12 protein-coding genes and 2 pseudogenes are annotated in these 12,737 nt (G+C 71.6%); 7 read left to right on the forward strand and 7 right to left on the reverse strand.

Annotated elements, in window-relative coordinates:
- Positions 1–73: 73 nt before the first annotated feature.
- The 3 genes from ACWC0C_RS09665 to ACWC0C_RS09675 all read right to left on the reverse strand — a co-directional run bounded on the left by ACWC0C_RS09665 (position 74) and on the right by ACWC0C_RS09675 (position 2,950).
- Positions 74–1,405 carry an erythromycin esterase family protein gene (locus ACWC0C_RS09665; protein WP_450862924.1) on the reverse strand — a complete coding sequence of 444 codons (1,332 nt, stop codon included), beginning with the start codon at positions 1,403–1,405 and terminating at the stop codon, positions 74–76.
- Positions 1,406–1,479: 74 nt separating this feature from the next.
- Positions 1,480–1,692, reverse strand: a complete 213-nt coding sequence (locus tag ACWC0C_RS09670) for a hypothetical protein (protein ID WP_449196485.1) — start codon at positions 1,690–1,692, stop codon at positions 1,480–1,482.
- 109 nt (positions 1,693–1,801) lie between these two features.
- Complete coding sequence (locus ACWC0C_RS09675) at positions 1,802–2,950, reverse strand: carboxylate-amine ligase (protein WP_449196484.1); 1,149 nt, start codon at positions 2,948–2,950, stop codon at positions 1,802–1,804.
- 260 nt (positions 2,951–3,210) lie between these two features.
- On the opposite strand from ACWC0C_RS09675, the gene ACWC0C_RS09680 reads away from it, so the two are divergent.
- On the forward strand, positions 3,211–4,455 hold the full coding sequence (locus ACWC0C_RS09680) for an LmeA family phospholipid-binding protein (protein WP_450862926.1): 1,245 nt from the start codon (positions 3,211–3,213) through the stop codon (positions 4,453–4,455).
- A gap of 97 nt (positions 4,456–4,552) precedes the next feature.
- Here ACWC0C_RS09680 and ACWC0C_RS09685 read toward each other — a convergent pair.
- Positions 4,553–4,840, reverse strand: a pseudogene (locus tag ACWC0C_RS09685) (HAD family hydrolase); the annotation flags it as partial.
- Positions 4,841–4,996: 156 nt separating this feature from the next.
- On the opposite strand from ACWC0C_RS09685, the gene ACWC0C_RS09690 reads away from it, so the two are divergent.
- Together ACWC0C_RS09690 and ACWC0C_RS09695 are read left to right on the forward strand one after the other, a co-directional pair.
- Complete coding sequence (locus ACWC0C_RS09690) at positions 4,997–7,174, forward strand: hypothetical protein (protein WP_450862928.1); 2,178 nt, start codon at positions 4,997–4,999, stop codon at positions 7,172–7,174.
- 203 nt (positions 7,175–7,377) lie between these two features.
- The gene (locus ACWC0C_RS09695; RefSeq protein ID WP_449196481.1) at positions 7,378–7,806 is read left to right on the forward strand and encodes a hypothetical protein; all 429 of its coding nucleotides are present in this window, start codon (positions 7,378–7,380) and stop codon (positions 7,804–7,806) included.
- Between the two features lie 379 nt (positions 7,807–8,185).
- Here the strand turns inward: ACWC0C_RS09695 and ACWC0C_RS09700 are convergent, their stop codons facing one another.
- The gene (locus ACWC0C_RS09700) at positions 8,186–8,491 is read right to left on the reverse strand and encodes a hypothetical protein (RefSeq protein WP_450863202.1); all 306 of its coding nucleotides are present in this window, start codon (positions 8,489–8,491) and stop codon (positions 8,186–8,188) included.
- 4 nt (positions 8,492–8,495) lie between these two features.
- Positions 8,496–8,807, reverse strand: a pseudogene (locus ACWC0C_RS09705) (methyltransferase domain-containing protein); the annotation flags it as partial.
- A gap of 23 nt (positions 8,808–8,830) precedes the next feature.
- On the opposite strand from ACWC0C_RS09705, the gene ACWC0C_RS09710 reads away from it, so the two are divergent.
- Positions 8,831–9,106: an SbtR family transcriptional regulator gene (locus ACWC0C_RS09710; RefSeq protein ID WP_450863183.1), complete on the forward strand. Its 276-nt coding sequence runs from the start codon at positions 8,831–8,833 to the stop codon at positions 9,104–9,106.
- Positions 9,107–9,268: 162 nt separating this feature from the next.
- A complete protein-coding gene (locus ACWC0C_RS09715) occupies positions 9,269–9,481 on the forward strand; it encodes a hypothetical protein (RefSeq protein ID WP_449196480.1) in 213 nt (70 codons plus the stop codon).
- Positions 9,482–9,513: 32 nt separating this feature from the next.
- Here the strand turns inward: ACWC0C_RS09715 and ACWC0C_RS09720 are convergent, their stop codons facing one another.
- Positions 9,514–10,335, reverse strand: a complete 822-nt coding sequence (locus ACWC0C_RS09720; RefSeq protein ID WP_450862930.1) for a class I SAM-dependent methyltransferase — start codon at positions 10,333–10,335, stop codon at positions 9,514–9,516.
- Positions 10,336–10,407: 72 nt separating this feature from the next.
- Here ACWC0C_RS09720 and ACWC0C_RS09725 point away from each other — a divergent pair, with 72 nt between their 5' ends.
- Together ACWC0C_RS09725 and ACWC0C_RS09730 are read left to right on the forward strand one after the other, a co-directional pair.
- Positions 10,408–10,998, forward strand: a complete 591-nt coding sequence (locus tag ACWC0C_RS09725; protein WP_450862932.1) for a TetR/AcrR family transcriptional regulator — start codon at positions 10,408–10,410, stop codon at positions 10,996–10,998.
- Between the two features lie 129 nt (positions 10,999–11,127).
- The gene (locus ACWC0C_RS09730; RefSeq protein ID WP_450862934.1) at positions 11,128–12,639 is read left to right on the forward strand and encodes an MFS transporter; all 1,512 of its coding nucleotides are present in this window, start codon (positions 11,128–11,130) and stop codon (positions 12,637–12,639) included.
- The last annotated feature ends 98 nt before the right edge of the window (positions 12,640–12,737 follow it).

Below are 12,737 nucleotides of genomic sequence, written 5' to 3' on the forward strand. Positions count from 1 at the left end.
GAAGCGCCCCTGCAGGTGCACGCCCCGGCACGTACCGGTCCCGACCGGCGAGTACCCCGCACGGGAATCCGCGTCACACGCCGACCGGCCAGGTCTGCTCCTCCCTGCTCCCCGCGGACAGCGGGTGCAGGGGCGTGAGCGCGTGGGTGTGGTCCAGGTAGCAGAAGGCGTCGTAGCGCTGGGCCAGAACCGTGGGGACGTAGTTGCCGACGCGCTCGTACTCCGGCCGGTACACCACGCCGATCGCGCGGTGTCCGTGTTCTTCGTGGAACCACTCGCCCCGGCCGGAGGAGGGCGGCCGCTGCAACTGCACGTGCGGGAAGACGAACAGCGCCCGCTCGTCGGGCAGCGCCTGGTGCAGCAGATCCTCCAGGCTGCCCGTGCGGGCGGGCGGCACGTCCATGGTCCTCGGTACGTCACCCCACGCGCCCGCGGCGGTCACGGTGCCGGAGTGGGAGCCGAAACCGACCAGCACCACGCCCTTGCCCATGTGGCGTTCCCGCACCAGCTGGCCGACGTTGACCTCGCCGACGTCGGCCATGTCCGTGCCCCGCGCATCACCGATGTGGGTGTTGTGCTCCCACACCACAGCCTTGGCGTCGGGGCCGTAGTGCTCCATCAGCCGGTCCAGCGTGTCGGCCATGTGGTGGTCGCGGATGTTCCAGGACTCGGGCCCGCTGTCGAGCATGGCCCGGTAGTAGCGCTCGGCGCCGGCCAGCACCTCGGCGTTCTGCCGGGCGGCGAACTCGGCGAGCGAGCCGTCCAGGCCGGCCGTCCGTGCGGCCCGCCGCCGCAGCTCCGTGAGCAGGGACACCACCTGTGCCTCGCAGCCCTCCGGCAGGTAGTGGGCGGCCAGCGCGTACGACTGCGGGTCCTCGGCGTACGGCTCGAAGCAGCGGTACGCCTCCAGGGCGTGCTCCACCTGGTCGGGGTCGTGCTCGCGCAGATGGGCGAACACCGCGTCCAGCGACTCCCACAGGCTGTAGACGTCCAGCCCGAAGAAGCCGACGCGCCGTTCGGGCGGCAGTGCCTCGTTGTACCCGCGCAGCCACCGGGCGAAGGCGGCCACGTCGGTGTTGCCCCACATCCACGTCGGCCAGCGCCTGAAGCCGGCCAGCACCTCGGCGGGGTCCTCGGGCGCGCCCGGCGCGGCGACCACGGCGCAGTGCACGGCCTGGCAGTCCGGCCAGTCGCCCTCCACCGCGACGAAGGAGAACCCCTTCTCCTCGATGAGCCGGCGTGTCAGCAGGTCACGCAGCTGGTAGTAGTCGGCGGTGCCATGGGAGGCCTCGCCCAGCAGCACATAGCGGGCGTCGCCGATGCGCTCCAGCAGCGGGTCCAGCGACGCCTGATCGGTCAGGGGCAGGGCTTGGTTCCGGATGCGGTCCTGGTCGATGTCGGGCACGGCGTTGTCCCCCTTTTCCACGGGGTGCGGCACCGGGTTCCCGCGGTACCGCACTCCGAAACGGTGCCCCGGCGTCAGCGGGCGCAGCCGACGTCCAGCACCTCGACCACGTCGCCGTGGATCGTGTACACCAGCCAACACCACTCCCCGAACGCGGCCGCGAGGTCCGGCGCCTGGGTCTCGGTGTCGTCGGTGATCGCACCGATGAGTCTGATGATCTCTTCGTGCATTCCGTCCGGCACGTCGAAGAGAACGTTGGCGGCCCTTGGGATCATTTCGACTTTCATGGCACCCCCCTGGACGAGCAGAAGCGGCCCTCGGAACCACCGTAAACCCGCCAGGCGCCCATGGACGTCAACGAATCCTCCGACCCGGCAAAAACACGGCGGAGCTCCTTCACGGAAGCTCGACGGCGAGGTCGTCCACCACGGCTCGCAGATCACCGTCCTTCTGCTCCGCGACCCGCCTCTGGCGCGCGGAGCCGGTCCCTTCGCGCTGGACCGCGCTGAGCCAGTCACCGACGCGCTGGTCGTCGCCGTACCGGCTGAGGTGTGGCTCGATCCGTTTCCACAGTTCCTCGAGCAGCCGGCCGACGGCCATGGGGGCGCAGTCGCGGGTGTGGGTGCCCGGCTGGGTGCCGGTCGGCCCGTGCCGGGCGGCCTGCCAGCACGCCGCCCTGAGCAGCAGGTCGGGGACGTCGGGCGCGCATTCGCCGGCCCGCACCACCTCCACGGCGTACCCGACGAGGGCGCGGACCAGCAGCGCGTACGCGGTGGCCGTCGCGGCGTCGGGCAGCACGTCCGCGATGCGTATCTCGAGGGTGGGAAGGTGCGCCGAGGGCCGGACGTGCCAGTAGACCATGGCCGGATCCAGGGCCGCCCCGGTGGCCACGAGCCGGTCGACCACCCATGCGTGGTGGGCCGCGCTGCGCAGGTAGGGAGGAGGTCCTGCCGAGGGCCACCGGCTCCAGACCATGGTGCGCCAGCTCGCGTATCCGCTGTCCGCTCCGTCGCTGTACGGGGAGTTGGCCGTGAGGGCCAGCAGCAAGGGCATCCAGCCGCGTAGGTGGTTGACCGCCTGTACGGCCTCCTCCCTGTCGGCCACGCCGACGTGCACGTGGCAGGCGTTCACGCCTTGCCCGTGGACCACGGGCCCGAAGCGGTCGGCAAGGGCGCGGTAACGTGCCTGGTCGAGGAGGGGCGGTGGGCCGGAACGGCCGAGGACGGCCGTTCCGCTGGGCACCAGCAGGCAGTCGTGCTCGGCTGCTGCGGCGGCCGCGCCGGTGCGTAATCGTGCGATTTCCGCCTCCAGTTCGACGGCGGTACGGCACACCGCGCTGACGGTCTCCACCTGGGACTGCGACAGCTCGGGTGCGGCATGGGGCCCGCCGAGGTGAGCACGGGCGGCACACACCACGGAAAGAGACCTGTAGACGGCCGACCTGCTGTGCCGGTCGGCCAGGACGAACTCCTCCTCCACGCCCACCGTCGGCGGTAGGACCGTCTCCGGTGAGAACCCGGACCCGCCGGCGGCAGCGGGGGTCACGGCATCAAACGGCTCTGGCACATCCAGCCCTTTCCGGAGACACGGGACACCGGCAACCACTCGTCGTCGGCTCAACGGGTGGGAACCGACATGCTGAGCCTTCGACCCAATCCGCGGCAAGCGGTTGCCAAGCCACCATCGTGGCGCGCCGAACACCGGTGACCTGCTGATGCGTGGTGCAAGTCGCGAAGTGACTGAATTCGCCTCTTACTTCAGGTAGGACTTGCAGACGTGGTGTGACTATGTGATGAAATCTGCTGATGCGTACCCCCCACATACAGACGCATCACACTGCCCACTCGGACGGGCCTGCCCCCGAGGAGGTTCCACGCGGCCGTAACCCGTACGACGAACTGGCCTCGTTGGCGGACCATCCGCTGGACGAGTTCCTCGTCGAGGACAGCCGGGCGACCCGGCAGGACGAGGACGCCGAGGAGCCCTGGGAACCGCCCAATCACCGGCGTGGCAGCCGCCGTCGCAACCGCGCCACCGGCCTGCCCACCCTGGTGCGCCTCCTCGCGTGGGTGCTCACCCTCGCCTGCCTCGTCACCCTCGCCGACCGCTGGGCGCTGCTCTACGCCGAGCACAAGACCTCCGAAGAGCTCAAGCACAAACTGCATCTCGCCGCCGCCCCCGAGGTTCACATCGGGGGCTTTCCCTTCCTCACACAGCTGGCTTCCCAGCGCCTGGACTCGGTCTCGGTCACCGTCCCCGACATCCCGGCCCAGCGGGTCACCCTCACCCAGGTCACGGCCACCGCCAGCGACATACGCATCGACGGCGACGGGCCCACCACGGTCCGCGGCGCGCTCGTCCGGCACGTGCGCGGTCAGGTCCTGCTGTCCTTCGCCGACATGAACCGCGAACTCGGTGCCTCGCAGGTGGCGTTCACGGCCCAGGGACCCGGCCGTGTCCAGGCCCGCGGCGCCCTGCACATCGCCGGCCGCGACCTGGACGTGCAGGCCGCCGCCCACATCCGCCGAGTCGGGGACCGCGGCATCGCCACCTCCGTGGACGGCATACGGCTCGACATCGACGACCTCGCGACGTACCGGCCCGGTACCGGGCCCACCGAGGGCCTCCACCTGACCCGCGCCTCAGCTCAGCGTCTCACCCGGGAGGCGGAGAAGATCAGGAGCTTGCTGACCGTCCCGGAGATCGTCCATCGCCTGGGCGTCCCCGACAGCGCGGTGCGCGCCGCGCTCCACGACGAGGACAGACTCCATCAACTCACCGGCGCGCCGCGCTTCCTGCACGACCTCACCAGCATCAACCTCCTGGACACGGCACTGGCCCACCCCAGGCTCCTCAAGCAACTCGGCCTGGACCTGTCCCTGCTCACCGCGCTGACCAAGCTCACCCGCCCGCAGATCGCCGACCACTTCTCCTTCGCCGTCCAGCTGCCGAAACCGCCCGGGGGCAGCCTGCACCTGCAGCGCGTGACGGTGGGCAAGGACGGCATCCGCGCGAACGTGTCGGGGACGGGGCTGCTTCTGGGCCGCTGACGTACCGGCTTGTGCGGGCCGCCGAGCGGCGCGCGGTCGAGGCGGGTCGCACCCCGACCCGCCTCGACCGCCTGGTCCTGCGTCACATCGCGCGCACCGGCGTGAGCCCGCCTGCGTAGCCGAGGGCGCGCATGCCGGCGGCGCGAGCGGCCTGGACTCCAGGGCGGCTGTCCTCACCCACGTCACAGGCGGCCGGAGCGACACCCATCCGCTGGGAGGGGATGGCGGCGTGCGAACGCCCGATGAACCGGGCCACCACCTCGTCTTCGGTGAGCGGCCAGCCCAGTTCGGCGCCGAGCGCCACCTGGACGTGGACAGCGATGCGCTCGCTGTCGACGAGCACCCCGTCGCAGTCGAATACCACCAGTTCGACCGGCTTGATCACCGAGCAGCATAGAGCTGCCACCCGCCGCTCACGGTCTCGTGAACGGCCCCACGAGCTCCGGCAGTTGCCCAGGTGGGGCCCGCCGCCGGCCACCGCGCACACGTCGTCGGCGAAAACCGGGTGCGCCCGCTCGCTCCGCATTGGGACCATGCCCGCATGGTCCACCGTCTCCAGCCCCTGATCATCCGGCATACCCACCGCCTGCCCTCCCCCGCGGGACCCGCCGGGGAAGGCGCCGTCGCGGCACGGCAGTTCGACGCCGCGTTGATGTCCGTGGGCTTCAAGCTCTCGGCGGAGCTGCTGGAGCACCTGTCGCGGCTGACCGAGGATGTGGTGGTCGACACCGCCGTGGCGACGCTGGCCACCGTCCGTGAGATGGTCGGCGACCACGTCCGCCACAACGTGTACTTCGTCGACTTCCCGGCCAACGTGCCCGACACCTTCGACTTCTGGATGCGGTGCATCACCGGGGCGCTCGCCGACGACAGGACGCGCGCGAGCGTGCTCGAGCAGCTCAGCACCGGTGTGGTGAACCTGCTCACCCTTCCGTCGTACGGCAACTACCGGCACACGTACGCCGAGATGCTCGCCCGGCACGACGAGCTGATCGCCGCCGCGGGGGACCGTATGACGGTCCTGCACCTGGGCGGCCCATTCGAAGCCGAACTCACCTCGCTGTACGTCGCGTTGGCGGGCAGCCCCACACCGCTGGGCGAGGACGGTCTGCGGGATCTGCGGGACCTCGCCGGCCACTGCGCGGACGGGCCGCAGCCGCAGGAGATCCCGGTGCGGGAGAACCGGGCCGTGGTCAACCAGGCCCGGCTGATGGCCGGTGCGGGTCTCCTGCTCGACACCGTGACCGACGTACTCCGCCTTGCCTGCGCGCTGTCGGGCGGTGACGTGACCCTCCAGGAGCCCACGCGGCTGCGGGCACTTCCCCGTGCGGCCCGCCGGGCGCTGCTCGCGGGCCTCGACGCGGTCGTCGCCGCGGCGCCGGCCAAGCTCGCCGATGTGCACGCGCACCGGGAGATGTGGAAGCGGCTCGGCGAGCGGCTGCACCCTCACGAGTACCCGCAGTGGCCGTACGCGGCCGACGTGTTCGCCGTCGCCCGCGGCGAGAAGGAGGCGCGCTCCCTGGACGGTCGGGTGGAGGAGCTGCTCGGCGTGGGCGACACCACCGGCGCGGCCGAACTGCTGAAGGCCGCGCCGGGCAGGCTGTTGCGCTCCCTGGACCGGTTGCTGCGCGCCACCTGCACGCAGGACGAGCGCGAGGCCGTCGTGGCCGCCGCCGAACAGGTCGTCTCCGAGGCCTCCGGTCGGGTCCTGCTGTCGGTGCGCGAGCACCTGCACAACCGTGCGCAGGAGACCGGTGAGCGGCGGGTGTTCGTCAACCGCCTCGGCCGGGCCTGGGTCACCGAGGACACCCGCGCGCCGGTGCCCGCCCCTGAGCGCAAGCGGCTGATCGCCGTGCTCGACGCGGAGCTGCGCCGTCGGCTGCCCGCCGCGGACCATCTGCTGATCGACCCGGACGTCCTGGACGTGGCGCTGCCGTTGAGCGGCAGGGCGAGCGGCTGCGGGCTCGGTGTGCTGCCGCGCGGCTCGGTGTCCCCCGTCGACGGGGAGCTGCTGCGCTTCTTCGTCTACTGGAAGCAGACCGAGCGCACCACCGACTTCGACCTGTCGGCGCTGCTGCTGAACGGCCGCTACGCGACCGCCTCCTGGCTGTCGTACACCAATCTGCGTGAGGCCGAGGGCGAGCACTCCGGCGACATCACGGACGCGCCCGACGGGGCCTCGGAGTTCATCAACCTGCGGCTGGGCGCCGTGCGGGGCAGCTACATCGTCCCCCAGGTCAACATCTTCTCAGGAGAGGGCTTCGAGGAGGTCGAAGAGTCGTTCTTCGGGTTCATGCTGCGCGAGACCGAGCAGCAGGGCCGCCCGTTCGAGCCGCGCACGGTGCGCATGAAGTCGGAGCTGCGCGGTCCGGGGCGGGTCGCGCTGCCGCTGGCGTTCCTGCGCGGGGCCGACGGCCGGTGGCGCGCCAAGTGGCTGCACCTGTACCTGAAGGGGAATCCGGCGTCGAACCGGGTCGAGGGCAACCGGGTGACGGTCGCGACGCTGCTGCGCGGCATCATCGAACGCGAACAGCTCACGGTCCGGTATCTCACCGACCTGATGACCCGCGGCGCGACGACCATCACTGTGTGGGACGGGAAGGGGACGGCAGTCCCGGCGGGACCCGTCACCTACATCGGCCTGGAACGGCCCGACGGGCTGCACCCGGACTCACGGATCGTCACCCCCGAAAATCTGCGCGACCTGATCCCCGCCTGACTGTTAGCGTTGGCCATGGCGAGGCCATGAAGGGGCTTCCTTCTCACCAATCCTTGAATCTAGCTTCTTCGCTCTCCTCGCCACCGGCTTGCGCCCTCCGGCCGTCCCGCCGCACGCGGGGCTGCCGGAGGGCGAACGCCGGGCCGAGTGTGGCGTGATGGCCGGTGCCGCATGCTGCACCTCGGTCACCTATGATCATGAGCATGTCTGCCCTCCGCGAGCGTTCCGCCCTCAGTCAACTGGCCCCTGGTGAGCAGCTCTTGGGGTACGGCAGCGTCGTCCCCGCGAGGAGCGCCAAGGGCGTCGGCTTCGGCGTCAGCGGGGCGATCGCGAACGACCTGGTCAACAGCGTCGGCGCCCAGTCCGGCGGAGCCGGCAGCATCGCGGCGGGCATGCCGCGTACGTCCGGCGCGCTCCTCCTGCGCGTGACCGACCAGCGCGTCGGACTGGTCCAGCCGCTGGACGGCACACCGGTGTGGGAGGTGCCGCGGGCCTGGGTGACGCGGGTCGAACGCCGACCCCGGACGCAGCTGATGGCCCGGTTCCGTGTGCACTACGCCGACGGCTCCTGGCTCGCCTTCCTCACCATGCGGCGCCGTACGATCGAGCAGTTCCGCTCCCTCATCGGCTGATCTTGGGGGCGTCGGACTCCCTGGGGCCTAGGACCCGAGCGGGTCAGTATGACCTGGACCACACCTGTGTAGGTCTTCCGTCACGGCCGATGGAAGCGTAGGTTCCGGTTACCCCGCGAGGGCGCCTCGCAGGCGCCGGTCCGCCAGTCCCGGGGTGGCGGACCAGCGGGGGCCAAAAACTGCACACCTCTTCAGCGTGATCACCGAGGTGCGTGGCACCCCGGTGTGGTGGGGCGGTATGCCCACCGCACCGCACGCGTTCCCGATCGAACCTGTTTGACCCAGGCACGCCGGCCGGGAGACCGCCGCCGTACGGCATCCCGCCCGTCGCTCTCCTCGACATCGCCCACCCGCCAGGAGCGGCGGATCACCCCCTGCCCTACCGCGTCCGCCTCCCCTGGACGTAAACCAGCCACGGTCGCACATCGCCACGCCCGCTCAGCTCGAAGCCCGCGTCCGTGACGAGCCCGTCCAGCAGATCCACCCGGTTATGCGCCATGGCATGACCCACCCCGCCGTGCACCAGACGGCGGCCGATGCGTGTCCTCGGCGGCCGGAACTCCACGACCAGCAGCCGCCCGCCGGGCCGCAGGACGCGGTACATCTCCCCCAGGGCCGCCGGCCGCAGCTCCTCCGGCAGCGACCGTGTCGAAGGAGGCGTCCGGCAGGTCGAGGGACTCGGCAATGCCCTCACGGTAGGTGCAGGGGGCGCTGTCGGGGCGCCGCTTCCCGCTACGGGCGTAGTCGAGGACCGGCGGTGAGGGATCCACGCCGGTCACCGCACCGTCCGGGCCGACACGGGCCGCCATCCGCCGGGTCAGACAGCCCGTACCGCATCCCACGTCCAGGACACGGTCGCCCGGTGCGGCGCCGCTGAGCTCCGCCAGGCGGGCGAACGCGCGGCCACGGCGGCCGGCGAAGCACAGGGCACCGAAGAGCTCGTAGGCGCGCGGGGCCGCGATCGTCACACCGGGGGTGCCCGCGCGCGACCTGCCTTGCATGAGGCGTCGCCGACGCCACCGCCCTGGCCCACGACCCCGACCTCGGCCAGGCCCTCCGCCAGGTCCACGAGCACCTGGCCGACACGCTGGCCGGCCTGCTCCGTCGGGGCCAGGCCGCCGGTGACGTCCGCGACGACATCGACCCGCACACCGCCGCCTGGTGGCTCGTCTCACTCCTGGCCGGCCGCTCCTTCCGCGCGGCCGTCGTCCAGGACCACGACACCGTCGAGGCGGAGCTGACCCGGATGGCACTGGAGTCACTGCGCCCGCGGCGCCCCGAAAGCCCGAGGGGCGCGTGACCGTCGCCCACCACACCCACGCGCCACCACACCACGCCAATCCGGGGTGAGCGGCGGGGCCATCAGGGTGTTCTCGGGCGGTGTCGTGCGGTCGGTGCGGGTCCGTTTGGCCATGCTGGGCCAGGGGCGGCACTCACCTTTCCCTGCGACAAGGAGCACGGCATGCCGAAGGATTCGATCGATCGATTCCTGGCGGCCCTGGACCCGGATCACCGGGAGGCCGTCGGCGCCAAACCGCGCGAGGAGCAGGAACGGCTGGCGGCCGCCTGGGAACGGGAACTGGAAGCGGACACCGAGCTCGACACCCTGGACGAGCTGTCCCCGCCGGCCGCGGAGGCCGAGGCTGCCCGCCGCGTCCTGGACCGCGAGGCCTGACGGAAGCCGGCGCTCGCCACGCCCGAGTAGCCTCAGGAGACGCGGACACTGGTGAGCACCAGCGTGGTGTAGTGCATCGTAAAGGCGCCGCCCATCGCGTCGATCGCGTCGCCGATGCCGGTGAGGACCGCCTCCAGTTCGTCCGGCGGGAGTTGGCCGTGGCCGCCGAAGGTCGGCACCTGGTCCAGCCATGCGTCGCGGGTGTAGTGGCGGTCCCAGTCGAAGTGCCACTCCTCGGGCTCGGTGAACGCACCTGACTGCCGCAGCCCGTCGGAGGCCGGGGCGATCACGACCGAGTAGCTCTGCGGGCCGGCCATCCCGCGCTGGTAGACGGGCGAGTCGGGGAGCACCCGGGCGTAGACGGCACCGAACGCCTCGGCCACCTCGGGGGCGGGCCGGAACGCGTTCCAGAAGAGTGCCAGTCGGCCGTCGGGCCGCACCGTGTGGGCTGCCTTGACCGCGCCCGCCACCGGGTCGATCCAGTGCCAGGCCGTCCCGGCGATCAGTATGTCGAAGGTCCGGCCGGCCGGATCCCAGTCCTCGAAGGTGGCGACCTCGACGTCAAGTCCTTTGTGGCGGGCGAAACCGGCCATACGGGCGTCGGGCTCGACCCCGAGCACCGTGCAACCGGCGGCCTGGAACGCCAGTCCGGCGATGCCGGTGCCGGCGCCCGCGTCGAGGACGTGACGGCCGGGGCTGGTGGCGACGATGCGCTCCACCATGGCGTCGGGGTAGCGGGGCCGGGTTCGGTCGTACCGCTCGGCGTCCATGCCGTAGGACTGCGCTACTCGCCGTTGCGTATGTGTCTCGTTCCCGGCGAGGCGGCCAGGATGCGGGGGAGGTAAAGTGGGCATGCGCCCACTCTAAGTGGGCGTATGCCCACTCGACAACCGGGTGAGCCGGAATCATGAAAGGGAAGGAGCGCGGTGCCGACCGGGATCGCTCTGCGCGACGCTCGTGAGCAACTGTTCGCCGCCGCCGAGCGCGTCCTGCTCCGGGACGGGGCCAACGCGCTGACCAGCCGGGCGGTCACCACCGAGGCGGGCGTCGCCAAGGGCCTGCTGCACCGGCACTTCACGGACTTCGACGACTTCCTCACCCAGTTCGTGCTGGCCCGCATCGGCCGGATCGAGGCACAGGCCACCGCGCTACGCGAGTCCGCGGGCACCGGCACCGTCGTGGGCGCCCTGACCCGCGCGCTGACCGACCTGTTCGATTCGATCACCCTGAGCATGGTCGGCCTGGTCGTCTCCCGCGACGCCGTACGCACCAGACTCCGCGAGGCCACGGGCGGCGGCGTACCCGTGCTGAGGCAGGCCACCGGCCTGATCCACTCCTACCTCGACGCGGAGCGCGACCTGGGCCGGCTCACGGCCGACGCCGACATCGACACACTCGCACCCACCCTCATCGGGGCCGCCCACCTGCTGTTCGCCGGACGCGATGGCGCACCTCCGGCGGCCGGGGAGGTCGAAAGGATCGTCACCACGGTCATCGTCGCGGACGTCGTGGCCTAAGTCAGGCCGGCGCGGGACTCCTCCCGAGGGGCGCCGGTTGATGTCCGTGGTGTGTGGTGTGTGCTCATGCCGCGGCGCGGGAACCTGTTTCACTCAGGTGCGGTCCTGGTGATCCGGAGAGGAGCGCATGTGACAGCGTCAGCGGCAGGCGGTCCGCAGCCGGGCCTGCGGGAGGACGGGTACGAACCCGATCCGCACCGGTGGCGGGCCCTGTGGGTCACTCTGGTGGCCGGATTCATGAGCCTGCTGGACGTGACGATCGTGGCGGTCGCCCTGCCGACCATCCAACGCGACCTGCACGCCTCCCCCGCTCAGGTCCAGTGGGTGGTCTCCGGATACGCGCTCAGCTTCGCGCTCGCCCTCGTCACCGCCGGACGCCTCGGCGACGCCCTGGACCGGCGCCGCATCTTCCTGCTGGCGCTCAGCGGCTTCGTGGTCTTCAGCGCGGCATGCGGAGCGGCCCCCGACATCACCCTGCTGGTGGTGGCGCGCCTCGCCCAGGGCCTGGCGGCCGGTTTCATGGCTCCCCAGAACTCCGCGCTCATCCAGCAGATGTTCCGCGGCGCCGAACGCGGCCGTGCCTTCGGCTACTTCGGCACCACCGTCGGCATCTCCTCCGCCGTCGGACCCATCACCGGCGGCGCGATCCTCGCCCTCGTCTCCGGCGAGATGGGCTGGCGGTGGATCTTCTACGTCAACGTCCCCATCGGCATCGTCGCCGTCCTGCTCGGCCGCCGCCTGCTGCCCCGCACCCGGCGCTCCGGGCGGGGCCACGTGGACCTGCCCGGCGTGCTGCTCCTCGGCCTCGGCGTGCTCGCGCTGATGTATCCGCTGGTCCAGGCGGACTCCGGCGGCATCGGCGACGTCTGGTGGCTGTTCCTCGTCGGCGCCGCCGTCCTCGCCGTCTTCACGCGGCGCCAGCACCGTTTGGTCGACCGGGGCGCGCAGCCGCTGCTCGACCCGCGCCTGTTCACCTCCGTACGCGGCTACGCCATCGGCGCCGGCGTGGGCACCTTGTACTTCATCGGCTTCAGCGGCGTCTGGCTGGTTTTCGCCCTCTTCTACCAGCACGGCCTCGGTTTCTCCCCGCTCCGGTCCGGTCTGGCCGTAACCCCGTTCGCCCTCGGTTCGGCGTGCGCCGCCGTGGTCGCCGGCCGGCTGGTGGACAGATACGGCCGGCTGCTCACCGTGTGCGGCCTGACGGGTGTGATCGCCGGCCTGGGCGGAACCGCGCTGCTGCTCCGCTTCGCGCCGCTCGACATCGCTCCGTGGATCGCCGCCCCGGTCCTGTTCCTGGGCGGCATCGGCGGCGGCTTCGTGGTCTCCCCCAACATCACCATGACCCTGCGGGACGTACCCGTGCGCATGGCGGGCGCGGCGGGCGGCGCCCTGCAGACCGGACAGCGGCTCGGTGCCGCGGTGGGGACCGCCGCTCTGCCCGGCCTCTTCTACCTGGTACTCGGCCGGAACCACGACTACCGCGGCGCCCTCGTCACCGCGCTGGCCGCGGCCCTCGTCGGCATGGCGGCGTCGCTGGCTCTCGCGGCATTCGACTGGCAGCGGGACAGGCGGATGCGGCCGCGGCACCGGAAGTGCCCGGACGAGGTCGCGCACAACCCGATGCACGCCCGGCAGACCTGACCATCCCCGGCGGCCCCTGAACGCGCAGGCGGAGAAGTTCGAGAACGAGCGGTCCGAGGCGAGCGAGGTACAACGGTCCATCGTGAAGATCGGTGTCT

Source organism: Streptomyces sp. NPDC001709 (genome assembly GCF_053596375.1).